The 20,912-nt window shown below is 70.7% G+C and carries 27 protein-coding genes and 3 pseudogenes; 13 read left to right on the top strand and 17 right to left on the bottom strand.

Annotated features, from left to right (window positions below):
- The first annotated feature begins 81 nt into the window (after positions 1-81).
- The 6 genes from ACFVYX_RS31570 (at position 82) to ACFVYX_RS31595 (ending at position 4,930) form a co-directional block, all read left to right on the top strand.
- Positions 82-480 (top strand): hypothetical protein, encoded by a 399-nt coding sequence (locus tag ACFVYX_RS31570; protein ID WP_389684903.1) that lies wholly within the window; start codon positions 82-84, stop codon positions 478-480.
- On the top strand, positions 477-902 hold the full coding sequence (locus ACFVYX_RS31575; protein WP_389684904.1) for a restriction endonuclease: 426 nt from the start codon (positions 477-479) through the stop codon (positions 900-902). The genes ACFVYX_RS31570 and ACFVYX_RS31575 overlap by 4 nt, the downstream gene beginning before the upstream one ends.
- A gap of 192 nt (positions 903-1,094) precedes the next feature.
- A complete protein-coding gene (locus ACFVYX_RS31580) occupies positions 1,095-2,585 on the top strand; it encodes a pyridoxal phosphate-dependent decarboxylase family protein (RefSeq protein WP_389684905.1) in 1,491 nt (496 codons plus the stop codon).
- Complete coding sequence (locus ACFVYX_RS31585; RefSeq protein WP_389684906.1) at positions 2,582-3,250, top strand: hypothetical protein; 669 nt, start codon at positions 2,582-2,584, stop codon at positions 3,248-3,250. The genes ACFVYX_RS31580 and ACFVYX_RS31585 overlap by 4 nt, the downstream gene beginning before the upstream one ends.
- Positions 3,247-4,062 (top strand): hypothetical protein, encoded by an 816-nt coding sequence (locus tag ACFVYX_RS31590; protein WP_389684907.1) that lies wholly within the window; start codon positions 3,247-3,249, stop codon positions 4,060-4,062. Before ACFVYX_RS31585 ends, ACFVYX_RS31590 begins: the two co-directional genes overlap by 4 nt.
- A 175-nt stretch (positions 4,063-4,237) precedes the next feature.
- Positions 4,238-4,930: an HNH endonuclease family protein gene (locus ACFVYX_RS31595; protein WP_389684908.1), complete on the top strand. Its 693-nt coding sequence runs from the start codon at positions 4,238-4,240 to the stop codon at positions 4,928-4,930.
- Positions 4,931-5,134: 204 nt separating this feature from the next.
- On the opposite strand, the gene ACFVYX_RS31600 is transcribed toward ACFVYX_RS31595, so the two are convergent.
- The 3 genes from ACFVYX_RS31600 to ACFVYX_RS31610 form a co-directional block, all read right to left on the bottom strand.
- The gene (locus ACFVYX_RS31600; RefSeq protein WP_389684909.1) at positions 5,135-5,356 is read right to left on the bottom strand and encodes a hypothetical protein; all 222 of its coding nucleotides are present in this window, start codon (positions 5,354-5,356) and stop codon (positions 5,135-5,137) included.
- A 31-nt stretch (positions 5,357-5,387) separates the two neighbouring features.
- Positions 5,388-5,594, bottom strand: a complete 207-nt coding sequence (locus tag ACFVYX_RS31605; protein WP_389684910.1) for a hypothetical protein — start codon at positions 5,592-5,594, stop codon at positions 5,388-5,390.
- Positions 5,595-5,835: 241 nt separating this feature from the next.
- On the bottom strand, positions 5,836-6,561 hold the full coding sequence (locus ACFVYX_RS31610) for a GNAT family N-acetyltransferase (protein ID WP_389684911.1): 726 nt from the start codon (positions 6,559-6,561) through the stop codon (positions 5,836-5,838).
- On the opposite strand from ACFVYX_RS31610, the gene ACFVYX_RS31615 reads away from it, so the two are divergent.
- Positions 6,560-7,081, top strand: a complete 522-nt coding sequence (locus tag ACFVYX_RS31615; RefSeq protein ID WP_389684912.1) for a hypothetical protein — start codon at positions 6,560-6,562, stop codon at positions 7,079-7,081. The genes ACFVYX_RS31610 and ACFVYX_RS31615 overlap by 2 nt on opposite strands.
- 90 nt (positions 7,082-7,171) lie before the next feature.
- Here the strand turns inward: ACFVYX_RS31615 and ACFVYX_RS31620 are convergent.
- The 3 genes and pseudogenes from ACFVYX_RS31620 to ACFVYX_RS31630 form a co-directional block, all read right to left on the bottom strand.
- Positions 7,172-8,038, bottom strand: a pseudogene (locus tag ACFVYX_RS31620) (IS5 family transposase).
- Between the two features lie 7 nt (positions 8,039-8,045).
- A complete protein-coding gene (locus ACFVYX_RS31625) occupies positions 8,046-8,459 on the bottom strand; it encodes a hypothetical protein (RefSeq protein WP_389684913.1) in 414 nt (137 codons plus the stop codon).
- Between the two features lie 3 nt (positions 8,460-8,462).
- A complete protein-coding gene (locus ACFVYX_RS31630) occupies positions 8,463-8,759 on the bottom strand; it encodes a DUF6192 family protein (protein WP_389684940.1) in 297 nt (98 codons plus the stop codon).
- On the opposite strand from ACFVYX_RS31630, the pseudogene ACFVYX_RS31635 reads away from it, so the two are divergent.
- Positions 8,739-9,277, top strand: a pseudogene (locus tag ACFVYX_RS31635) (IS5 family transposase); the annotation flags it as partial. The gene ACFVYX_RS31630 and the pseudogene ACFVYX_RS31635 overlap by 21 nt on opposite strands.
- A 57-nt stretch (positions 9,278-9,334) precedes the next feature.
- Here ACFVYX_RS31635 and ACFVYX_RS31640 read toward each other — a convergent pair.
- The 4 genes from ACFVYX_RS31640 to ACFVYX_RS31655 all read right to left on the bottom strand — a co-directional run bounded on the left by ACFVYX_RS31640 (position 9,335) and on the right by ACFVYX_RS31655 (position 12,272).
- On the bottom strand, positions 9,335-9,793 hold the full coding sequence (locus ACFVYX_RS31640) for a hypothetical protein (protein ID WP_389684914.1): 459 nt from the start codon (positions 9,791-9,793) through the stop codon (positions 9,335-9,337).
- A gap of 345 nt (positions 9,794-10,138) precedes the next feature.
- A complete protein-coding gene (locus tag ACFVYX_RS31645; RefSeq protein ID WP_389684915.1) occupies positions 10,139-10,573 on the bottom strand; it encodes a DUF6892 domain-containing protein in 435 nt (144 codons plus the stop codon).
- A 458-nt stretch (positions 10,574-11,031) separates the two neighbouring features.
- Positions 11,032-12,030: a hypothetical protein gene (locus ACFVYX_RS31650; protein ID WP_389684916.1), complete on the bottom strand. Its 999-nt coding sequence runs from the start codon at positions 12,028-12,030 to the stop codon at positions 11,032-11,034.
- The gene (locus ACFVYX_RS31655; protein ID WP_389684917.1) at positions 12,027-12,272 is read right to left on the bottom strand and encodes a hypothetical protein; all 246 of its coding nucleotides are present in this window, start codon (positions 12,270-12,272) and stop codon (positions 12,027-12,029) included. Before ACFVYX_RS31655 ends, ACFVYX_RS31650 begins: the two co-directional genes overlap by 4 nt.
- Before the next feature lie 351 nt (positions 12,273-12,623).
- On the opposite strand from ACFVYX_RS31655, the gene ACFVYX_RS31660 reads away from it, so the two are divergent.
- On the top strand, positions 12,624-12,908 hold the full coding sequence (locus ACFVYX_RS31660; protein WP_389684918.1) for a DUF6233 domain-containing protein: 285 nt from the start codon (positions 12,624-12,626) through the stop codon (positions 12,906-12,908).
- A gap of 73 nt (positions 12,909-12,981) precedes the next feature.
- On the opposite strand, the gene ACFVYX_RS31665 is transcribed toward ACFVYX_RS31660, so the two are convergent.
- The 3 genes from ACFVYX_RS31665 to ACFVYX_RS31675 all read right to left on the bottom strand — a co-directional run bounded on the left by ACFVYX_RS31665 (position 12,982) and on the right by ACFVYX_RS31675 (position 14,988).
- On the bottom strand, positions 12,982-13,905 hold the full coding sequence (locus tag ACFVYX_RS31665) for a Ku protein (RefSeq protein WP_389684919.1): 924 nt from the start codon (positions 13,903-13,905) through the stop codon (positions 12,982-12,984).
- Positions 13,906-13,980: 75 nt separating this feature from the next.
- Complete coding sequence (locus tag ACFVYX_RS31670; protein ID WP_389684920.1) at positions 13,981-14,106, bottom strand: hypothetical protein; 126 nt, start codon at positions 14,104-14,106, stop codon at positions 13,981-13,983.
- Between the two features lie 363 nt (positions 14,107-14,469).
- Positions 14,470-14,988 (bottom strand): hypothetical protein, encoded by a 519-nt coding sequence (locus tag ACFVYX_RS31675; protein ID WP_389684921.1) that lies wholly within the window; start codon positions 14,986-14,988, stop codon positions 14,470-14,472.
- Positions 14,989-15,266: 278 nt separating this feature from the next.
- Between ACFVYX_RS31675 and ACFVYX_RS31680 the strand changes: the two genes are divergently transcribed.
- Positions 15,267-17,021: a pRL2-11 gene (locus ACFVYX_RS31680; protein WP_389684922.1), complete on the top strand. Its 1,755-nt coding sequence runs from the start codon at positions 15,267-15,269 to the stop codon at positions 17,019-17,021.
- 580 nt (positions 17,022-17,601) lie between these two features.
- On the opposite strand, the gene ACFVYX_RS31685 is transcribed toward ACFVYX_RS31680, so the two are convergent.
- From ACFVYX_RS31685 to ACFVYX_RS31695, 3 genes are all read right to left on the bottom strand, one after another.
- Positions 17,602-18,294 carry a hypothetical protein gene (locus tag ACFVYX_RS31685; protein WP_389684923.1) on the bottom strand — a complete coding sequence of 231 codons (693 nt, stop codon included), beginning with the start codon at positions 18,292-18,294 and terminating at the stop codon, positions 17,602-17,604.
- A gap of 44 nt (positions 18,295-18,338) precedes the next feature.
- Positions 18,339-18,539, bottom strand: a complete 201-nt coding sequence (locus tag ACFVYX_RS31690) for a hypothetical protein (RefSeq protein ID WP_389684924.1) — start codon at positions 18,537-18,539, stop codon at positions 18,339-18,341.
- A 315-nt stretch (positions 18,540-18,854) separates the two neighbouring features.
- Positions 18,855-19,046: a hypothetical protein gene (locus ACFVYX_RS31695; protein WP_389684925.1), complete on the bottom strand. Its 192-nt coding sequence runs from the start codon at positions 19,044-19,046 to the stop codon at positions 18,855-18,857.
- A 459-nt stretch (positions 19,047-19,505) separates the two neighbouring features.
- Here ACFVYX_RS31695 and ACFVYX_RS31700 point away from each other — a divergent pair, with 459 nt between their 5' ends.
- The gene (locus ACFVYX_RS31700; protein ID WP_389684926.1) at positions 19,506-19,712 is read left to right on the top strand and encodes a hypothetical protein; all 207 of its coding nucleotides are present in this window, start codon (positions 19,506-19,508) and stop codon (positions 19,710-19,712) included.
- A 182-nt stretch (positions 19,713-19,894) separates the two neighbouring features.
- Positions 19,895-20,106, top strand: a pseudogene (locus ACFVYX_RS31705) (hypothetical protein); the annotation flags it as partial.
- 25 nt (positions 20,107-20,131) lie between these two features.
- Here ACFVYX_RS31705 and ACFVYX_RS31710 read toward each other — a convergent pair.
- Positions 20,132-20,356, bottom strand: a complete 225-nt coding sequence (locus ACFVYX_RS31710) for a hypothetical protein (protein WP_389684927.1) — start codon at positions 20,354-20,356, stop codon at positions 20,132-20,134.
- Positions 20,357-20,464: 108 nt separating this feature from the next.
- Here ACFVYX_RS31710 and ACFVYX_RS31715 point away from each other — a divergent pair, with 108 nt between their 5' ends.
- Positions 20,465-20,869 (top strand): hypothetical protein, encoded by a 405-nt coding sequence (locus ACFVYX_RS31715; RefSeq protein WP_389684928.1) that lies wholly within the window; start codon positions 20,465-20,467, stop codon positions 20,867-20,869.
- Positions 20,870-20,912 lie beyond the last annotated feature (43 nt).

A 20,912-nucleotide genomic window follows, 5' to 3' on the forward strand; every position in this document is an offset into this window, starting at 1 on the left:
CTACTTCGATATGCACCTTCCCGGCCCGGGCGCGGTTGTCTGGAGCGAGACGCCGACACCGCCCTCGGGAGGCGAACCCGTGTGACTGACATCCCTCTCAACCTGCCCGGCCCCGTACGCCGCGACGTCACCACTACGGTCGCCCTGTACGCGTCCGAACCCGACCCCGATGCCGTACGGGAGATGCTCGCGGCCGCGGCCGCCGTCGTCGCCGGCTACGGCTGGACGATCGCGGACGGCGGCACGATCGCCGACGACTGCCTGCTGACACAGGCGCCGCAGTCCCGGCCGGGCTGGGACCGTGTCCGCGGCCTGGCCGAGCAACGCCGGATCAACATCGTCATCGTCCCGGCGCTCGGACACATGGGGTTCACCTGGTCGCTTTGGGAGGCCGAGCAGCGGTTCCTGCGCCGCCACGGGGTGTCCGTCGCCTCCGTCGAGCCGATGCTCGAGACCCTCCTGACGGGAACGAGCAGATGACCCACGGCAGCATTGTCCACGACCCCACCGGCCGCTGGGACACCCACCTCCCGCTCGACCGCGAGCCCAACGAACGGCTGGCCGCGGCGGTGCTGCGCTGGCGGAAGGGCGACGACACCATCCCGCCCCAGGGCGACATCGAACAGGCCGCCCTTCAGCTGACCGGCTACGCCAGCCTCCTTGTCCGCGAGGTCCAGACGACGACGGCGGCGCTGCCGCGAGACGGACAAGCGTCCACCGTGGCCGCCCGCACCCTGGCCCAGATCACGGTCAGGGAGGCCATCAGGCGACTGAGCGTCGCGCCGGTCTCCCAGCGGCATGCTCTGCCGGCGGCGCAGTCCCGGGCCCGGCTCGTACAGGCCCTGCACCGTGCGCTCGACCGCACCCTCGCCGCGACGCACACCCCCGTACCGGGACCGTAAGACCGCTGCGCGCCCGCCCCGCCCGCACGGGGCCGGCGCGCAGCACGGGGCCCGCCCGTTCGGAGCGGGCCCGGACCGTCGGCCGAGCACCGCGAGTTCGCGCCGGACGGCCCGCACCTGCATCGCCCCGGACACCTCCCCGTGAGGGAGGGGACGGGGGCACCTTCACCGAGTCCGAGAAGGAGTGCTGCCATGCCTCTGCTGAGCGAGATGGACCGCAACGGTGCCATCGCCCTGCTGAACCAGCTCGTCACCGTCGGCGTCGACTTCAAGCTCGACGACCAGGTGACCCGCAAGCGCCTGGCCCCCGCCGAGATCCGCGACCTCCTCGTCACCGACCTGCCCGAGGCGCCGGCCGGCGTCCCCTCGGTCGTGCAGGAGCTCGTGGACACCGTCCTGCCGATGTGCAACAACGAAGCCTCCCCGCGGTTCCTCGGCTTCGGGCACACCGGCGCCGACGTCGCCGCGCTCGCCGGCGGCCTGCTCGCCCTGTTCGCCCAGCAGAACCTCATCAACCAGTCCTTCGCCGCACCCTCCGCCACGTTCACCGAGATCGCGGTCATCCGCTGGCTCCGCGACCTGATCGGCTACACCAACCCCGCCGTCGCCGACGTGACGACGGTGTGGGACGTCGGCGGCGTCACCACCTACGGCGGCACCGGCTCCAACACCACGGCCATGATGCTGGCCCGCGAGAATATCGCCCCCGGCACGATGCACCAAGGCGTCACCGACGCCGCGCGCATGCACATCGTCGTCCCGGCCGGGATCGGCCACTACAGCGTGAAGTCCGCGCTGGAGTGGATCGGCTGCGGCGGCCGGATCATCGAGGTCCCCACGACCGGCTACCGCTACGATCTCACCGCCCTGGAGCGCACGCTGCGGGAGCGCCAGGGCGAGGTCATGGCCGTGGTCGCCTACACCGGCGACAGCCGCACCCACACAGTGGAGAACCTCCGCGCCGTCCACGACATCACCCGCGCCATCGACCCCCGCATCTGGCTCCATGCGGACGCCTGCTGGGGCCTGATGTGCGCCTTCGCGCCCGAGCTCGCGCACAAGCTCGCCGGGATCGAGGACTTCGACTCGGTCACCGTCGACCCGCACAAGGTCATGGACATCCCCTACGCGATGTCCGCGCTCCTGGTCCGCGACCCCGCGTCACTGCGGCTGGTCTCCTCCTACTCGGACCTGATCATGCAGGAGGACTTCGCCTTCGGGCAGGTCACCCCCTTCATCGGCACCAAGGAGTGGTCCTCGGTCAAGCTGTGGGCGATGATGCGCGCCCACGGCCGCCGCGGGCTCGCCGACCTGATGCGCCGCCGCCTCATCACCACCCGCACCTTCACCGGCCTGGTCGACGACAACCCCCGCCTGCTGCGCCTGAACGAGCCCGACATGACCGCCGTCGTGTTCATGTACCTGCCCACCGGGCACAACCCCGAGCGGCCGGACGTCGAGCGGATCAACACCATCAGCAAGGCCATCCACACCCGCATCCTGGAAGAGGGCCGCTGGCACTTCCACCAGTTCTCCCTCCCCGACGACACCGGCCGCCTCCAGCAGGACGCCACGCTCCACCCGCTGCGCTTCATGGGCAACAACGGGCGCATCACCGAAGGCCACATGCGCGACGCCCTCGCCTACGTCACCGGCCTCGGCCGCGCCCTGGAGCAGCAGTGAACACCGGCCTGTTCACGGCGGCCGCCGCCCTGCACCCGGTCGCCGACGGCTACGCGCTCGCGTACGGCTCCCACGCCACCCGCCCCCGCCCGGCATCCGACCTCGATCTCCTCTACACCGGCAACGCGCCCCTGCCCGCCGACCAGCTCGCCCGCCTGATCGACGGCGTCAAGCAGCTCCACGGCGACCACGGACTCGAACTCGACGAGGAAGTCGCCTTCACCTCCAAGCTCTACGCCACCGCGCGGGAGATCGAGCACGCGACCTCGCTCGGCGGCTTCGACGGCACCGCCGACTACGCCACGCCCGTCGGTGACCCCGAGGCGCTGAACTCGCCGCGGTTCAAGCTGCGGCTCGTCCTCAACGCCCTCACCACCCCGCACGTCTTCCTGACCGGCGACGTCCACGCCTACCGCCGCCACGCCGCCGCCGCCGAACGCGGAGCCGCGCTCCTGGCCCTGCGGATCACGGGCGCCGGAAAAATCCCTCTCGTCCGGGTCGCGAGCGCCCTACTGTCGTCTCCGGAGGGCCTGACGGAGAAACACTTCCTCGGCTACCGCCACGAGACCCACCTGCACGCGGTACTGCGCCGGGGCCTCGCCGACCTCGCCCACGAGAATCTGGTCCGCATCGACCACGACACGATCACCTGGAGAGCGACGTGACCACACGCACCTGGGACGACCTCCCGCCCGCGCTCCGCGAGCGCCTCGCCGACCAGCTCGCCGCCACCGGCCCCGCCGAGCCCGTGGCCGGCGGCTTCACCCCCGGCGTCCGCGTCCAACTGCCCCAGGCCGGCGGCCGCGCCGTCTTCGTGAAGGCCATCCCCACCACCGACCCCCTCGCCGCCATGTACCGCACCGAAGCCGCGATCAACCGCACCCTGCCCCCGGGCCCGGGCCCGCGCCTGCTCGCCGAACTCGACGAACACGGCTGGGTCGCCCTCGCCTTCGAGCACATCCGGGGCCGCCACCCCGACCTCTCACCCGGCTCACCGGACCTGCCGCTCGTCCTGGACGCCGTCGCCGAGCTCCACCCCCCGCTCACCCCCAGCCCCTACCTGGACGCACCGGAGTTCACCGACCACCCGGTCGTCGCCCAGGCCACACAGTGGCACGAGACGATGCGGGGCAACACGCTCCTGCACTGCGACATCCGCTCCGACAACCTCCTCGTCGGCGACCGCGGCGTCCGCTTCGTCGACTGGGCCCTCGCCCACCGGGGCGCAGCATGGCTCGACGTCGCGCTCCTCGTCCCCCAGCTCATCCTGGCCGGACACACCCCCGAGGACGCCGAGAAGCACGCCACCCAGATCCCGGCCTACCGCGACGCTCCCGCGGAGGCCGTCACCGCCTTCGCGTCTTCCATCACCGCCTACTGGGCCGAGCGCGCCCAGCAGGGCGTCCCCGAGCTGCGCCGGTACCGGGAGCGTGCCCTGCAGGCGGGACGGGCGTGGGAGGCCTACCGCCGCGGGTAGGCCCGGGCCCTTCGGGGGAACAGGCGTACGGAGCTCCTCCCGGGTCGGCCCGACAGGAGCTCCATGCGCCCTTGGCGGCAGCGGACCGTTTCTTCGGTGAAACTCTTCGCCCACCCGGCTGAGCCCTGGGCGAATGACCAACTTGGTGCCGCTCGTTGCCTGTAACCCTGCGGCTGTGATCAAGAACCTTGCCCGCGGCTTCGCCGCGCTCTCCCTCGCCCTGACCCCGCTCGCGCTGCCCGCTGCCGCGCAGGCCGCCCCGACCGCCGCGGCAGCTCTGGGCGCTGCGCAGACGTTCCCGCTCTCCTACGCGATCGGCCAGATCCCGGTCGCCGACGAGAGCAGGGCCGACTACAGCCGCGACGCCTTCCGGCACTGGAACACCGGGCTCGACCCGGCGGACGGCTGCAACACCCGCGCCGAGGTCCTGCTTGCCGAGGCGAGTGAGGCTCCGTCAGTCGCGTCCGGCTGCAAGCTGTCGGAGGGGGAGTGGCTGTCGTACTACGACGAGCAGGAGGTCACCGACCCGGCGAAGCTCGACATCGACCACATGGTGCCGCTCGCCGAGGCGTGGGACTCCGGTGCCTCCGCATGGGACGCGAAACGACGCGAGGCGTACGCGAACGACCAGGACGCGGCCGCCAGTCTCGTCGCGGTGACCGCACGGACGAACCGTCAGAAGGCCGACCAGGACCCGGCCACCTGGATGCCGCCGGCCCCCGCTGCCACCTGCCGGTACCTCGCCGAGTGGACCGCGACCAAGCTCCGCTGGGGCCTGTCCGCCGACCAGCGCGAGATCGACGCCATCAACGTCTACGCCGGCGGCCCGTGCGAGAAGACGGTCGTCCACTACACCCCGGCCCTGTAGCTCCCGGAGCGCGTTGTGCCCCCGCACCCGGGGTCACCGGGTGCGGGGGCACGTGGGAGGCGGAACAACGACCAGTCGGCCCGGCCCTCACGGAGCACGGTAGTAGCCCTGCGTGGCTACGTCGGCGGCTCGTCCCTCGTGGGAGGGGTTCCGGCACGCGGATGAGTGACGGCCGTACGACGTGGGTGACGAACGGCCCGGGCTTCAGTCCGCTTCGACGTAGGTGACGATGAGAATGCTCCCGAGGGCGGTCGCGTAGAAGATCACGCGGATGCCGTCGTGCTGGTAGTCCCGCAGCGCCGCCGCGGTCGCGTGCGGCTTCACGTCGGCCGGCGCGGCCGCGACCACGTTCAGGGCCTCGTCGAGGCGAGCGGTCTGTGCGACGGTCAGGACACGGACCTGGGTCTCTGCGGGCTCGATGAACACGATCCTCGGGCGGCGCCCGCCGCGGTGGTGCTTAGGCGACACCCTGCGCCCCACCGTCGTGATCGGGCAGGCCCTTCTCGGCGCGGATGTCGTCCCAGTCCCGGCACCGGTCGAGGTTGATGCCCTCGGCGGCGAGGTTCTCGAGGACGTAGGCGAGCGCCGGGTTCCCGGGGAACTCGGTCCGGGCGGCGTCGCGGAGCTCGCGCTGCTCGGCGTCGTCGAACGTGAGGTGCGCCATCGGGTCCTCCGTCGGTCGGATACGCCCCGAGGCTAGCGCAGCGGCACGTTGCCCGACGACGGGTCCTCTAGAAACCGGTCCATCGATGCGCAGCAGATCGATACGACCTCGGCTTCCTGCCGTTCAATCTCGGCGTCCAGCTCGGCCACCGCGCGCTGGTTACATCGAGGCCGTACGCCGCGCCCTCAACGAGACCTGATCGGGCACGGCGCCGGGGGTGGTCCGTCCCAGGTACCGGAAGCTAGAGGAAGGGCGACTCAGATCCATGAACGAAGGCCCGTCGGGCAACACGGGCCGTAGGGTCCTCCATGACCGCTACCGGCCCTCGCTCCGTCTTCAGGGCGGTTCCCTGTCCGGGAAGGCCGATGCTCCAGCCGTGCTTCGTGTAGAAGGCCGGCAGTTCCCGACGGCCCGCTGCGAGGCGGGCGAGGATGCCTCGGTGTCCGAACTGCTGGAACTTCCGCACGGTGTCGTCGAGAAGGACGGTACCGATCCCCGCGCCTTGGTGTTGGGGGGCCACGGCTATGCCGTCCAGGTGGGCAACAGCGCTGCTCAGGTCGAGCGGGAGGTCGACCCGGAGGCCCAAGGCGATAGCTACCCCTGCAAGGGAACCATCGACGACCGCCGCCGTACCGAACGCGAACCCGTTCTCGGGTGTGGGGCTTTCCAAGTAGACAGCCATGCTCTTCGGGGGAAGGACGCCACCGGCATGAAGGATCTCAAGGGCGGCGGCGACATCGTCGCTTGTCAGCGGCCGTAGCGTGACGTCAGTAGGTGTTTTTGAAGGCCCAGGGCCCTGCTGTTTGGTGATGTGGCCTTCTTCGCCGAGAACCGACAGCACGTGCTCACCACTTCGGGAGTCACCCTGGTCAGGCGCCGTTCGATTTCTACTGAGGCCCGCCGGCGACTGGCTCGGCGAAGTATTCGGTTGTTCATGAAGGGCTGAACGTGCGACGGTCACCGGCATGAACGTGGTTCTGGGAGACAGGGCCAGGTTCGCCGCAGAGGTCGGTGAGCCGGGCCCACTGTGCCGAGTCGACCTCTGGGCGGCTGGAAAGTGGCTGACCTGCGACGACAATATGGCGTACGTCCCCCAGTTCCGCCGCGATGTGCTGGATGCCGCCGCCTGGCTGCGGTCTGGCGAAGGTGCTTCCTTGCCATTCGCCGGCTTGTCCGCCGAGGCCACACACCGGCGTCTCAGGCAGCGCGCGGGGGACGACGACGAGTCCGAGGCCGACTACCAGCTGCGCAGCCGGTTGCGGGTCCTGCTCTGGGGGCCCACCACCGACAACGTGATGGCCTACCTGTTCCGCGAAAAGGACCACTTGGTGATCACGCTGGAGTTCTGGCGTGAAGAACACCTGTTCACCCACCCCGAAGACGCCGGTGCGGTCTTCGTGGTCGAGATCCCGGCCGAGGAGTTCATCGGGATCCTTGAGGGCATCGCGGCCGCGCTCGACGCCAGTTCGAGCGAGAGCCGCTCGTGATCCTTCGGTGACATCAAGGGGGTCTCTCTCCCCCCGGCGGGGCTGAGCCGAGCGGGTAGCCTGCTGATCATGCTGTCCATTGAGGAGTAGTCAGCCGTCGGTCCGGTTCTTCTTCGTCCAGCTGTCGGTGCGGGGGCCTTTGCGGGCCAGGCGCCTGGTCATGAGGGTGATGAAGGCCCAGTTCAGGTGGGCTTCGGAGTGCTGGGGCAGACGTTCGTAGTCGCGGCAGTTGCGACGAGCGTTCATGATCCAGCCGATCGACCGTTCGACCTTCCAGCGCCGGGGCAGCACGACAAACCCCTTCGCGCCCCTGGGGCGGAGGACGGGCCGCAGGGTCAACCACAGATGGTCCGCCGTCCAAGCGGGCAGCAGGTCACGGGAGTAGGCGGAGTCCGCCCAGACCTGGGTGATCTGCGGGTGGGTGAGCCTGAGGCGCCAGAGCAGGTCCCTGGCCATGACCTCGTCCCGGGCATCGCCGGGCGTCACCGTGATCATCACGGGCAGGCCGAGCGTGTCGACCACGATGTGTCTCTTGCGTCCGTTGATCTTTTTGCCCGCGTCGTAGCCGCGGCTGTCCTTGCCGACGGTGGAGGCCGCCTTCACGGACTGGGAGTCGACGATCAGCGTCACCGGGAAGGGGCAGCGGCCTTTGCCGGTGCGGATCTGCCGGCGGAGCTGGTCGCGGATGAAGGCGACCACCCCGGCCCGGTTCCAGCGCCAGAAGAACCCGTAAACGGTCTGCCAGGGAGGGAAATCCGCAGGTAAGGCCCTCCATTTGGCGCCGTTGTCGACGATGAAGCGGATCGCGTCGACGATGTCCCGCCGCGGCTACTTCTCCGGGTGCCCGCCGGTCTTGGTCCGGCAGGCCGGGACCGGCAGCAGCGGCTCGATCAGGGCCCACTCGGCGACCGAGGTGTCGGAGGGGTAGCGGCCCCTGCGGCGGGATGAGTGACGCATCGAGGACCTACTTCGTGAGCTGGGCCAGGGTTGCGCGGACCCCTGTGAGCTGGGCGGATGCCAGCTGGGCCCACTCGTCGTCCGGGTAGCGGGCCAGGTGCGGGTCCAGCGTGCCGGTGATCATTCGGGTGAGCCGGCCGAGGATGAGGCGGAACTGCTTCTTCTCGTACTCGATCCAGTCCGCCGGGTCCTCGGAGAACATGTATCCGTCCCGCCGGCGCCAGATGATCGGGGTGAGGTGCTCGGCCGCACCGACGTCCCGAAGGTGCCGGATCCCTCGTTCGACCTGGGACTTCGTCAGGGCGGTGGCGGTGATGATCTGCCGTGTCTGGAGGCCGGAGGGGCGGGCTTCCATCAGGGCGACGCGGACCAGGTCGCCGTAGTGCTCCTCAAGAGGCCGGGCTTCCCGGCGCCGTGTCATGGCCTACTCGCCCTTGAGGAGGTTGGCCAGCTGCTCGTCCAGGGTGAACTCGCCGTTGTCGATCGCTGCTTCGAGCCAGTCGGCCGCGGCCCGGACCTTGGAGATGCCGCGGCGGACGGTCTCGCGCTCGTCGTCGGTGAACTCCTGGCCCCGCATCCTGGGGACGAGCCGGCCCAGGGTGGCGACGAACTGGTGGCAGGAGCCGACCAGGTCGAGGTACTCGATGGTGTGCTCGATCTTGCGGACGGCCGGGGTGCGTTCGCGGATCGTCTCCCTGACCTGGGTGGAGTTGGCGCTCAGGGAGGCCTGGACTGGTCGCGTTTCGCCATCGACTCGGTGAGTGTCCGGGCTCTCAAAGGGGGCTTTTGACCGGACCGAATCCGACCGATCGCGGCAAGAAGGGATCGAAGATCCACCTCGTCACCGACCGGTCCGGCCTTCCGGTCGCGGTCGCCATCTCCGCGGCCAACACCCACGACAGTCTCGCTCTGCAGCCGCTCGTCGCATCAATACCCCCGATCCGCAGCCGCCGCGGTCCCCGCCGTCGACGGCCCGACAAGCTCCACGGCGACAAAGGCTACGACTACCCTCACCTGCGGCGATGGCTCCGAGGCCGGGGCATCACGCCACGGTTCGCCCGCCGTGGCATCGAGACCTCACAGCGGCTTGGCCGCCACCGCTGGGTGATCGAGCGGACCATGTCCTGGCTCTCCGGCTGCCGTCGGCTCCACCGCCGCTACGAACGCAAGCCGGAACACTTCCTCGCTTTCACCGCCATCGCCACCAGCCTCATCAACTACCGGCGACTCACGAAGTGAAACGACGTTCAAGGCACACCGTCGACTGTGATGAGCCGTGGTCCTTCGAGGCCAGCGTCACGCGCAGCCCGTTTCATCGTCTTCGGCGAGCGTTGAGCGGACTCTGCGCACCATGAAGGGCGGCAGAAGCGGGTTGTCGGAGGGCGCCATCCAGTCAAATCTACGGCGGACGCTGCGCAGGCGGGCAGCAGCACTTTCGGCCCCAGTGGTGCCCGTCTTCGAGCGGTGCTGGAGGGCGCCGTCGACGATGGCACCCAGCGGCGCGTCGGGGAACTTCTGCCAGCGCTTCGGGCGCCGGCCGTTCATGCGCTCCTCGACAGCATCGGCACGGACGTCGTCGGGTGCGCCCAGGAGTGCCGTCAGCGCGGTCTGTGCGTGACGCCGGTTGGCGCTGTTAGGGAACCGCTTGTTTCGACGGATGTTCTTACGTGAGCTCTTGTCATTCTCGCCGTAGTTGTTCCGATGGTCTTTGACGTAGCTCAGCCGCTTCTTCTCCTGGGGTGTCTTGCGCTTCACCGTCCTGTGCCTCCTCCGGCTCCCAGGAGCGCCAGACTAGCCATGTGCAGGCGTGTCGGCCACGCCGTTTCTGAGCGCCGGACGACAGGTGGACACTGTGTCAGCGGGCTACGGCCTTTGGCAGGCGGTCTACACACGGTTCCGCCTGCGATCGACGGGTGTTCGCCCTGGCCCTACAGCAGATCCACACCGACGCTGATACGGGCGGCGACATCGACTGGCTGGTCCAGATCGACTTCACGATCGTCCGGGCCCACGACATGCCGCCACCAAGCGGAAAGGGGGCCTCGCCCGTGGCCCCGGGAACCACCATAAGAAACGACGTCTAAACGGAACGGGTGAGGCTCAGTCGGTGTCGATGCCTCGCGCGGCGAAGACCTCCGCCGCGTCCGGCACTGCCAGGACGCCGTCCTCCACGAAGGTGACCTCCCGCAGGTTGGGAAGCAGGTCAAGGTCATCGAGCGAGCGGACGTCGAACAGGTCGTCCTCGCCGTCCCAGGCGGGGGCGCAGTGCCGGAAGACGTCCGCCCCGGCGTCGAAGCACAGCTCCTCGACCCGGGCGAGCAGCTCGGCCGGGATCTCGAGGGCCTCGAAATGGGCCCGGGGCTCCGCCAGCACCTCTTCGTGGAGTCCGTTCTCCAGGACGTAGGACGCGGGATCGCCGATCCCCCGCTCGGCAAGCCGCGCGGGAAGGTCGTAGACCGGGAGAAGCGGCTCGGGGCCGTACATGAGCTCCTCGATGACGAGCAGCTTGAGGTTGAAGTCGCGGAACTGGCTCATGCGACATGAGTACCACGCAGGTACGACACCGGGTCCGGCCCCGCCCCCCGCCCCCGACCGGGCGGAGGAAGCTGCGGACCGGGCCGTCCCCGGCCGGGCCCGGCCTACGATCCGGGCCTCAACCGTAGGAAAGTGTCCAGGCCAGGCAGCAGGAGTACGACACGCGCTGCGCGTGAGTGAGCCCTTGCCGGATCGATCCGGCAAGGGCTCCCCTACAGGCGGGTGGGTCATCCCCAGTTCGGGTCGCCGCATGCGCCCCACCCGGGGTCGTTCACGCCCCATCCGATGTCCCGCACTGCTCCCCCGGTGCTGTTACGACGGCCCCATCCGATGTCCTGCGGCTTCAGGCCCCATCCGGTGTCGCTCATCCGCTTCCCCTCCCTCTCCCTCGGCGGCCGGGTGTGCGGCTCACGCCCGACGTGGTGACGCTACCTTCTGACCAGGCGGAACGGCAGGGGTCAACTGGTGTGCCGGTAGGCGCCGGCGGGCCCGGCGAGACGCCGCCCGTACCGCTGGTTGATGCGGTCCAGGACGGGTTCGAGGGAGAGCCGGTTCTCCCGCTCGGGGTCGAGGGAGATCTGCGTGCCGGGCCCTTCGTCGGCGGGGCGGAGGTCTTCGGCGGTCAGGGTGATCCGACGGATCCTCGCCCGCTGGAACGCGAGCGAGTCCAGGATCCGGAAGGTCGCGGACCGCAGGTCCTCGGTATGGGCGGAGGCCTGCGGGAGCGCGCGGGTGCGGTCGACCGTGGAGCCGTCGGCGAGCCGTACGGACAGGTTCACCGTGCGGGCGATCTGCTGGCGTCGGCGGATCCGTTCGGCGAGGGTGACGACCAGGTCGAGGAGCCCGGCCCGGACGAGGACGGGGTCGTACACGTCGCGGCTGTAGGCGTGGAAGACGGACGTGGACTGGGGCATACGGTGGGCGGTGACCGTACGGGGATCGATCCCCCGGGCGCGTTCGCGCAGGGTGCGTCCGGCCTTCCCGCCGAGGATCCGGCAGACCACGGTCTCCTCCATCGTGGCGAGCGCTCCGACCGTGTAGAGCCCGTACCGCTCCAGCGCGGCGGCCTGAGCCGGGCCGATGCCGTGCAACGCCCTCACGTCGAGGGGGGCCAGGAAGCGCTCGACGGCCCGGTCGTCGGGCAGGTGCAGGACGCCGGAGCGGCCGACGTGCGCGGAGGCGGTCGCCGCGGTCGCCCAGGTGTCGGCGACGCCGATGTGCGTGTCGACGCCGTACTTCGCCATCGCCTGGATCCGGAACCGTACGGCGAGACGCTCGGGCGCCGCGCCGAAGAGCCGGCCCGCGCCGCGCAGCTGCGCGAGCGCGGCCAAGGGGGGCAGGGGCTGGACGACCGGGGTGAAGTCACCGAGCAGGTCGATCACCCGCCGGTGGCCGTCGGGGGTGGTGTCGGGGCGGCACCGCACGTGCCAGATCACGCTGTCGCGTTCCTCGCTCATGCCGCCGCCCTCTCACGGTCCCGGGCGCGGGCCTGGTCCAGCAGCTCGGCGCGGCCGGCACCCGGACGGGGCCGGGCCCAGTACGGGTGGAACCAGACCGATGCGGAGAGCCGGATCAGCCGTCGCCGCAGGGTCGTGGCGCCCGCGCCGCCTGGGGTGTGGGGGCGGGCGAGCTCCTCGTAAGTCCGCGTCCATGCCTCCTGGGCGCAGACGAGGTCGTCGGGGAAGGGGTGGTGCGTCATACTGTTATTAGCGCACGTGTTCGAATACTTCGGCAACGTGTGCCTCGTCGGCCTCCGAAGAGCGCGGCCTTTCAATGACCTATGCCCCCTCCCTCCCGACCCCGAGGACCCCGCCATGACCACCTCCGCCGCCGAGCCGGCCAATCTGCCGCCACAGAACTGCCCGCCCCAGATGCTGGGCCGCTGCGCCCGCTGCCAGGCCCCCTGCCACCGCTACGGGTGGGGCGGGAACCCGCTGTGCCAGGCTCACAAGGCCGAAGTCGCTGCCCAGCAGAAGCCTCGGCCCGCGGTCGTCTGATGTCCGAGCTGCCGCCCGATCTCCCACGTCTTCGTACCCTGGAGACGTGGCTCGTGGTGTCCCTAGTCCGCGTCCGGGCCCGGATAGCCGAGGCCGAGCAGCGCGAGGCCGCGAAGCGGACCGTACGCATCGGGCCGGCAGAGCCCGGCTGGGTCCTCGCTCATCTCCGTGAAGGCGGCCGCCCTGTACCCGCCGCCGTCCACATCGCCGGCTGCCCACTCGCCGGACGACACACCCGGCCTCTCACCCGCGACGAGGCCCGCCACGCGCTGACCGAGGGCAGTCTTCCGGCCTGCGAGATCTGCCGCCCGGACTCCGACCTCGGCCTCCTTGACTGAGCAGGAGCGGTGAAGACCGTTCACCCGTCCCGGGCCGGGGGGACGACGAGGGCGCCTTGCTTCCTCAGGTTCCTCAGGCGGACTTCCGACGCCGGGCCGTCGCCTTCTTCGGCGCCGTTTTCTTGGCCGCGGCCTTCTTCGCGGACGTCTTCTTCGGTGCCGGCATGTCGTGCACGGTCGCCTCGCCCCCGCCGCCGGACTCACCGCGGCGCTCGCGGGCCTCAGCGACCGACTTCTCCAGCGCGGCCATCAGGTCGACGACCTGCCCGGCCGGCTCGTGGCCTTCCGCGACCGGCTTTGGGGTGCGGTGCTCGGCCTTGGCGTTGATGGCCTCAAGCAGCGCTTCGGTGTAGTGGTCGGTCAGCTGGTCACCGAGGTCGTCCATACGGTCGGTGGACATGGTGGCCATCAGCGTGAGCGCGCCCTCGATCTCCTCGTCGGTCAGCTCGGTGTCGGGTGGGACGAGCTCGGCCGGGGAGCGGATCTCGTCGGCCCAGTGCAGCCCGGACAGCAGCAGGGCCTCCCCGAGGGGGCGGAGCAGGCCCAGGCGCTCGCGCCCGCGGAGGGCGAACTTCGCGACGGCGACTTTCTCGGTGCGCTCCAGCGCCTTCCGGAGCAGGACGTACGGCTTCGACGCCACCGGGCCGTCAGCGGTGAGGTAGTACGAGCCGGCGCCGTACTGGACGGGATCGACCGCGCCCCGGTCGATGAACGCCACGATCTCGATCGCCTTCGCCGTCGGCAGCGGCATCCCGGCGAGGTCCTCGTCGGTGATCGGGATGACCTCGTCCTTGTGGATCTCGTAGCCCTTGCCGATCTCGTCCTCGCGCAGCTCCTGGCCGTCGAGCTCGCACGTCTTGCGGTACCGGACGCGACCGCCGTCCTCCAGGTGCACCTGGCGCAGTGAGACGTCGTGCTTCTCGGTCGCGGCCTCCAGCTTGATAGGCACCGTGACCAGTCCAAACGACACCGCTCCGGACCACAGGGGACGGGGCATCTGCACTCCTCCAGGACCCCCCTGGACGTGCTCCCAGGCTAGGCAGACCGGGCCCGTGATCGCACGCCTCCGGGGCTATCGGGTGACCCGTACGCGGAGCTCGTACGGGACGCCGCTGCTGATCGCCTGCGCCTGCTCGATCAGGTCGGCGCCGGTGAACCCGAGGAGCGCGGCGTCGGCGGCCGCACGGAGCAGCGGCACGATCGCGGCGACCGGCTGCTCGCGGTGCGTACGAGCGAGCTCTGCGTAGGGCCCGCTGGTACGGGGCGTCGTACCGGGCGGTGGGGTCGGCGAGGAGACGGTGCATGTTGCTCGCGTGGATCGTGATGGCGCCCATGACGGCCTCCGGTACGTCGGCCGGGCGGTTCCCGGCCCCTGGAGACGACGGTAGGGGCCGGGACCGACAGTCCCGGGCGCGGTTGTGAGGCGGGCCCGAGCCGACTGGTGGTCAGATCGCGCTTCCCGCGTCCGGCTGGCACCGCGCCCTCGTCATCCCCCCGGCGAGGGCGCGGTCATGTCCACCGCCAGCGCGCCGGTCACTCGTCCCGGTGGACCCAGGCCGTGCTACCCACAGCCCCCGCACCGCTCCGGCAGCGTGATCACCATGCGCCCCCGCCGTACACCCATCCTCATCCTCGCCGTGCTCCTCACCAGCGGATGTGTCGCTGTCCCGTCGACCTCCGCCCACCGCGCACCGGCCCGCACTGCGGGCCTCGCGCCCGCCGCCGACCGCCCGCCGGCCCCGATCCCGACGTGGCCGGCGCCCACCCAGGCCGCGCCCCGCGAACATCTCGGCGTCACGGACTCCCACACCAGCTCGAAGGCCCCGAAGCCCGCAGCCCCCGCGCCCGCCGTACCGGCCACCGAGAACCCGCCCGCACGCTCGGGCACCCCCAGCCCCGCCCGGCGTACGACGGCCACACCGAAGCGCCCCACCACCACGGTGAAAGCGAAGAGGAAGAACCCCAAAACCTCAACGTCGTCCACCACCAAGAGGACGAACCCGAAGACCCGCCCTGCCCCGAAACGGCAGCAGCCCGCCCCGCGTCGACAGCAGCCGACGGCCGGGACAACGCCGGACATGCGCCAACTCTGCCGCCAGGCCCAGAGCATCCAGGCACCCATGGGCGCCGCCGAGCTGTGCCGCAGTATGTACGGTCGCTGACACGCCCGAGAGGCCCGGGTGCTGGTGGTGAGGACTGTGGCGAGGTCTCTCGCGCGGCAGTGGTGACTCACCATGGCGCGGCGGCGGTTGTTGCCCAACTGAGACGGCACTGGTGGGGCGGTGGTGAGTGTGGTGGTGAGGCCCGTACCGAAGGGTGAGGCGTCCGGGTGCCGCCGATCCTTCCGAGGAGCCGCTGATGTCCTCTCCCTCTTCCCGTGGTCTCGACGAGGCCCTCGACAACCTGGCCGAGGCCGCCGGCCGGTTCTTCGCCGGCCAGGACCTGGACGGTGTGCGCCGTACGGATGCCACCTTCTGGCAGCCGGGCCGCCGTGTCGTGGTGAAGGACTCCGACGGCCCGGTCCCCAGCGCCTCCTACCGGGCCGGCTGGCACCGGCTCACCGTCCGCACGGCTACCCTCGCCGCGGCTGCGGGCGGAGCCTACGGCTACCTTCACCACCCCGATGCCGTCACCCAGGCCCTCACCTACGGCGCTCCGATGGCCGCGCTCACCACGGCGGCCTGCGGCGCCGCGTACCGGATCAAGGGCCGCGAACGGCGCGAGCTGCTGCAGGAATGGGTCGATCCGCTGCACCAGGCGCTCGCCGGCCCGCTCCAGATCTCCGAGCACACCGACCCCCGCACCTACCTCCACGTGCCGGCCGACTTCACCGACGACGACGCCGAGATCCGCATCGACCTTCCGCTCCACCTCCGGTTCAACCGCGAGACCATCGCCGAGCTGGTCATGCAGAAGCTCGCCCTGCAGAACGCGTCCTTCTCCTGGCGGCTGGCCGGCCGCGACCCGCACCTCATCGTCAAGAAGAAGGACCGGCCGCCGGCCTCACTCGGCCTGAACGACGCCGGCGTACGCGAGCTGCTCGCCTCCGTGCCGGAATCCGCACCGCTCATCGGCCTCGGAGCGGGCAAACAGAAGGTATCGGTCGACCTGGACCACGACTCCCCACACGTCCTGATCTCCGCAGGCACCGGCGGCGGCAAGTCCACCATCCTGCGCACGATCGCCTGCCAGTTCCTCCACAACGGCGCCCAGGCCCACATCCTCGACTTCAAGCGCATCAGCCACACCTGGGCCCGCGGCATCCCCGGCGTGAACTACTGCCGCGACATCGCCGAGATCCACGACGCCCTGATCGAGCTCGGCGCCGAGGGACAACGACGCATCCGCCTCGCCGAACAGCTCGGCGACGACGTCCTGACCGCCGAACCCGAGCGGGTCGGCCCCCGCATGGTGATCCTCCTCGAGGAGATCAACGCGACCATGGCCCAGCTCCGCCGCTACTGGGAGAAGACCCGAGAGAGCGGCGACCCCAAGACCTCACCGGCGATCGACGCGCTCGCCGAGATCCTCTTCATGGGCCGCCAGGTACGCCTCCACGTCCTGCTCGTCGCCCAGTCCGCCACCGCCCGCGCACTCGGCGGCCCGGAGATGCGGGAGAACTTCTCCACCCGCATCCTCGTCCGCTACACCCTCAACGCCTGGAAGATGCTCGTCCCCGAAGTCCACCCGGCCCCGAAGCCGACCCGGCACCCCGGCCGCGTCCAGGTCGTCCTCGGCGGCACCGCCCGCGAGACCCAGGTCCTCAACCTCTCCGAAGCCGAAGCCCGCGCCTGGGCCATGTCCGGAGTCCCGGGAGACGGGCGGCCGGTCACGTTCCGAAAGGCGGTCCCAGATCCGGACCCCACCGGGCAGCATCGACCTCAGGCCCGGAAGGACGAACCGGAGGCCGGGACGCAGCTGCCCGAGGACGAACTCGTCGGACTGCGCGAAGCCCAGCGGGCACTGGCCGTGGTCTCCCTTGCCGCCCTGCGCTGGGCCCGTGCCAACGATCTGGAGTTCCCGAAGCCGGGTGGCAAACGAGGAGCGGAGTTTCTCTACCGTGCCGGGGACCTCGAGCACTGGGCACGTAACCGCCCCCGTGCCGCTGGCTGAAGGGCCCGCAAAGTCCGCAACGCCGCCGTGGCCGCCGACGTCGGCCCTTCGCACATCGTCGTCATCGGAGAACTCGACAACCTGCCCGAAACTGCCGACATCGAGGACCTGTCCTCGGTCGACGGCTACCTGGACGACACCAGCTCCGCTTGCAGCTGGGCACCACCCGCAGGCCCGGGATATAAGCGAAGGCGTAGTCTACTCCGTGATCCGCATGCTCGACGAGGACGACTCCGTCATCCCGTCGGTCCGCGCCGATCCGAAGGACGTCAAGCTGCTGGTCCCGCTGTTCGAGGAACTCGACCGAGTCCGGGAGAAGAACCGCCTCCGACGCTCGGTCCCCGGCCGGCCGACGGTCAACCACCTGATCCTCACCGGCACCCCGACCGCCAGCTACACCGAAGCATCAGCCAGGAAAGCAACGGCGCTCGCCGAATCCCTGGACGGCGACATCCTCACGCCCTACATCGGGTACTCCGCCGACGCCAAGAAGCTGTACGACGACTGCTGCCCCCTGCCCATCCTTCTTCCCAACTCAGTGCCGGCCGTCGACTACCGGAAGCTCGGGCCCTTTCGCTGTCTACCGGGCGGCGATGCCCTTGTATCCGGAGCCGAGCCCGCGCCGTTTGCCGCGGGACGCGGTGCCGGGCCGGGCGGTGAGGGCCGTGACCACCGCCTGGGCGGTCTGCGGGGTGAGGCCGGCGCTCACCTGCCCGGAGGCGAGGATCCGCGTGTACGCGCCGGTGCCGTGTGCGCGGAGGGCGTCGGCGAGCGCGGCGGCCGCGGTCTTCGCCGGCCCGGCGCCCCAGCCGTCGTCGTCCTTCGGCTGTGTCTGCTGGGGGAGGGCCTCGGGTCGGCTGAGGAGCACGGCCAGGGCCTGCGCCTCGGGGGCGTCCAGCGTCACGGTGACCAGCGCGGCACCGAGCTGGTGGACGCGGTGACGGGTCAGCCCGTGCGCGGCGAGTGCCTGGCGCAGCGCCGCACTCGTCCCGCCCGTCGCCCTGCCGCCGGCGGACTCGCTCGTCCCGGCTGCGGCCTGTTCGGCGCGCTCGACGACGGCGGCCGCGGCGATCGGCACGACGGAGAGGATCTCCGCGCACTCGGGATCGAGCTGGGCGAGCGCACCGGCCAGGACCTCGAGGGCGGCGGCCACGTCCTCCACCGCGTCCGCGCTCCAGCGCGACGGGTCGGCGGCGTCGGCCAGCGTGCACGCCGCGACGACGGCCTCCTCCGCCAGCGTCTCGACCCTGCCCGGTCCGGTAGTCAGCTTCATGTCCCGCCCAACGAGATGCGACCGCGCGAGGTGGTGCGCGCTGATCACATGATGACGTCCGCGATCCGCTCCATCCCCAGAACCGCAAGGCGGGCTTCGGCCAGGGGCCGGTCCAGGATGCTGTGGGTCCCGATCCGGTGCCACACGACGTGGGGGAGCCCGGCGACCACTGCCCGGCCGTACGACCACGTCGCGCGCCCGTCCGGCGCCCAGGTGAGCTCGTAGACGCCCGGCGCGCAGCGCACCCCTTGATCCGTAAGCCGGGGCGGAAGCGGCGGCCGGTGCGTAGGTCGGGGACGAAGGCGTCCAGGACGACACGGCGGAAGCGTCGGCGCTGGGCGGGGGTGAGGCGTTAGAGGTCGGCGGTGAAGCGAGGCAGGGTCTCGAAAGTGGGCACGGTGGTGATCTCCTTCGGGCAGCACGACGAAGCCCCCGGCCGAGGCGGCCGGGGGCGGTAGGTGTCGGTTCGAGGCAGAGCTGTGGCTACTTGATGCGGAACAGGCCCCTTCGTGAGGTGAGGACCTGGCGGCGTCGGGTGCGCGGCGTTGGGACGGTGCCCTTTACACGAAGCCGTAGAGGGCCGTCATCACCTCCTCCCACTGCGGAAACCGGATGGCCTCGCACGTGGAGCAGCTGCGCCCCACGACCCGTTCGTTGGGGAAGAAGGACTGTCCGTTGGGTATCTGGCGCACGGTCAGGAACAGCGGGGCGTGGCAGAGGGGGCAGGGGTCTCCGTACCCGTACACATTCATGCGCGGGAGAGTGCACACCCCGTCCGGTTACTGTCGCGTGATCGTCGACGTCCTTCCTGACGACCGTTCCCGGGATCCCGTACTCGGTGAGGTACAGGTGGCCGCGCAGCATTTGCCTGGCCCTGCAGCGCTCGGCGGGTGCGACGGACAGCGCCCGCCGTACGGGCCCGGCCTCAAGGGCGCGGCCCGTTGCGCGGGCCCGGCGGTGAGGGTCTGGTGAACCCTCCCGCCCCGCGGGATCGGTCCTTTCGAGCCCGGCTGTACCGGGTGTGGCCTGTCGCGATGTTGAGTGCAGCGAAGGTTGTCCGCGGGCTGCAGGCGCCGGCCGCGTTCCGAGTGGTGCGTCGGCGACGTCGTCCGGCGTCCCGCCAGGAGGAATCGGTCCCGCTGGAGACTGCGGTCTCATCGTCCGGGTGCCGCTCCACCCGACGCAACGCCTGGCGGTACTACATACGCGGCGTGGCGTTCGGAGACGGCCGCCGTCCGGTCGGCCAGCCGCTGAAGGACGCCCAGGAGTTGGCGGGGCTGCCACCGGGCCGGTGGGTGGGGCTGGGCCTGGCCGCGCTCGGACTGAACGCCGGCTCGGTGGTCAGCGAGCGGGAGCTGGAGCTGCTGTCGGAGAGCTCCGGCACCCGGACGCCGACCGGATCGAACGCGAGCGCCTGACCGACGGCGCCAGCCCGCAGGAAGCGCGGCGGGCCACGGCCCTGGGGCAGCCGCTCGACGAGATCGAGCAGCGGGGCGCGATCCCGCTGCTCGCCTTCGACTTCACCTTCCGGGCGCAGGCGTCCCTGATCGTGCTGTGGGCTCTGGGAGACGAGACGGTGCGGCGCGTCATCGAGACGGCGACCTACGCCGAACTCGTCGGCGGACCGCTGGACGGCCTGCTGCTGGACATCCACGGGTGGCGCACCGAGGAAGTCGACGACGGCGTCGCCCTGACCACCGAGCTGTCCCGGTGGCCCGGCGGGCGCGCCCTGTACGACCCGCGCTCCGGCGAGCCCCGCGCAGCCGGCCCGGCGTCGCGTGCCGCTTCTACTGCTCCGGCGACACGCCCTGACCGTCCGGTTCTCAGGCGCCGTGGGCTACGGCCGGCCTTCGGTCAGCTGGCTGGCGGTGTTCTCGATCCACAGCAGCGTCCACTCGACGCCGGCCCTCCACCCGGGCTCCGCACTGTCGTACCGGCCTTGGGCGTCGGCGCGGATGTTGGCGGCGAGGGTGCGCAGGTCCTTCTGCAGCCCCTGCCGCTTGGCCGCGTCCATGGCCTGACGCATCTCGTCCGTGATCTCAATGGGGTCCTTGTCGTTCACCACCCCACCTTGGACGACCACCCCTGTCGATGGCCACCCCTAAAGCCCTGGTCAGCCCGTCGTCATGCCTGGCAGGCTCGTGTTCTTCCAGGCGAGGGGAGCATGCCGATGAAGGGTTTCGCGGAGACCGAGGGCGAGCTGTGCCCGGACTGCAAGGCCGGGCCCGGTCCGGAGAACGCCTGTGTCGGGGTGGGCATGCCGATCCAGATGTGGCACACGCCGGACTGTCCGCAGTGGACCATCATGCAGATCAACTTCGAGGCAGGTTCCCGCCGTATCGAGGAACAGCACGCCTGGGCCAAGGGCGTTTTTCCGGCCGCCCACGAACGACTGCAGCAGACCGCCGCCGCGATGCCGCCGGACACGCCCGCTCAGCCGTTCATCGACGCACTGACCGAGCTGGTCCAGGCGCAGGCCGACACCACCGGCTTCGTCGTCCTGTACCGGTGGGCGGAGATCCTGGAGCGGCACTTCCCGCCGCAGCTGCCGGACCCTCAGCACACCGCCGAGTAGCCGCCGGCCTGCGTCCACCACATCGACCGTCCCGCCAACGGGG

Origin of the sequence: Streptomyces sp. NPDC058326 (genome assembly GCF_042879855.1) — a bacterium.
Taxonomy (GTDB): domain Bacteria; phylum Actinomycetota; class Actinomycetes; order Streptomycetales; family Streptomycetaceae; genus Streptomyces.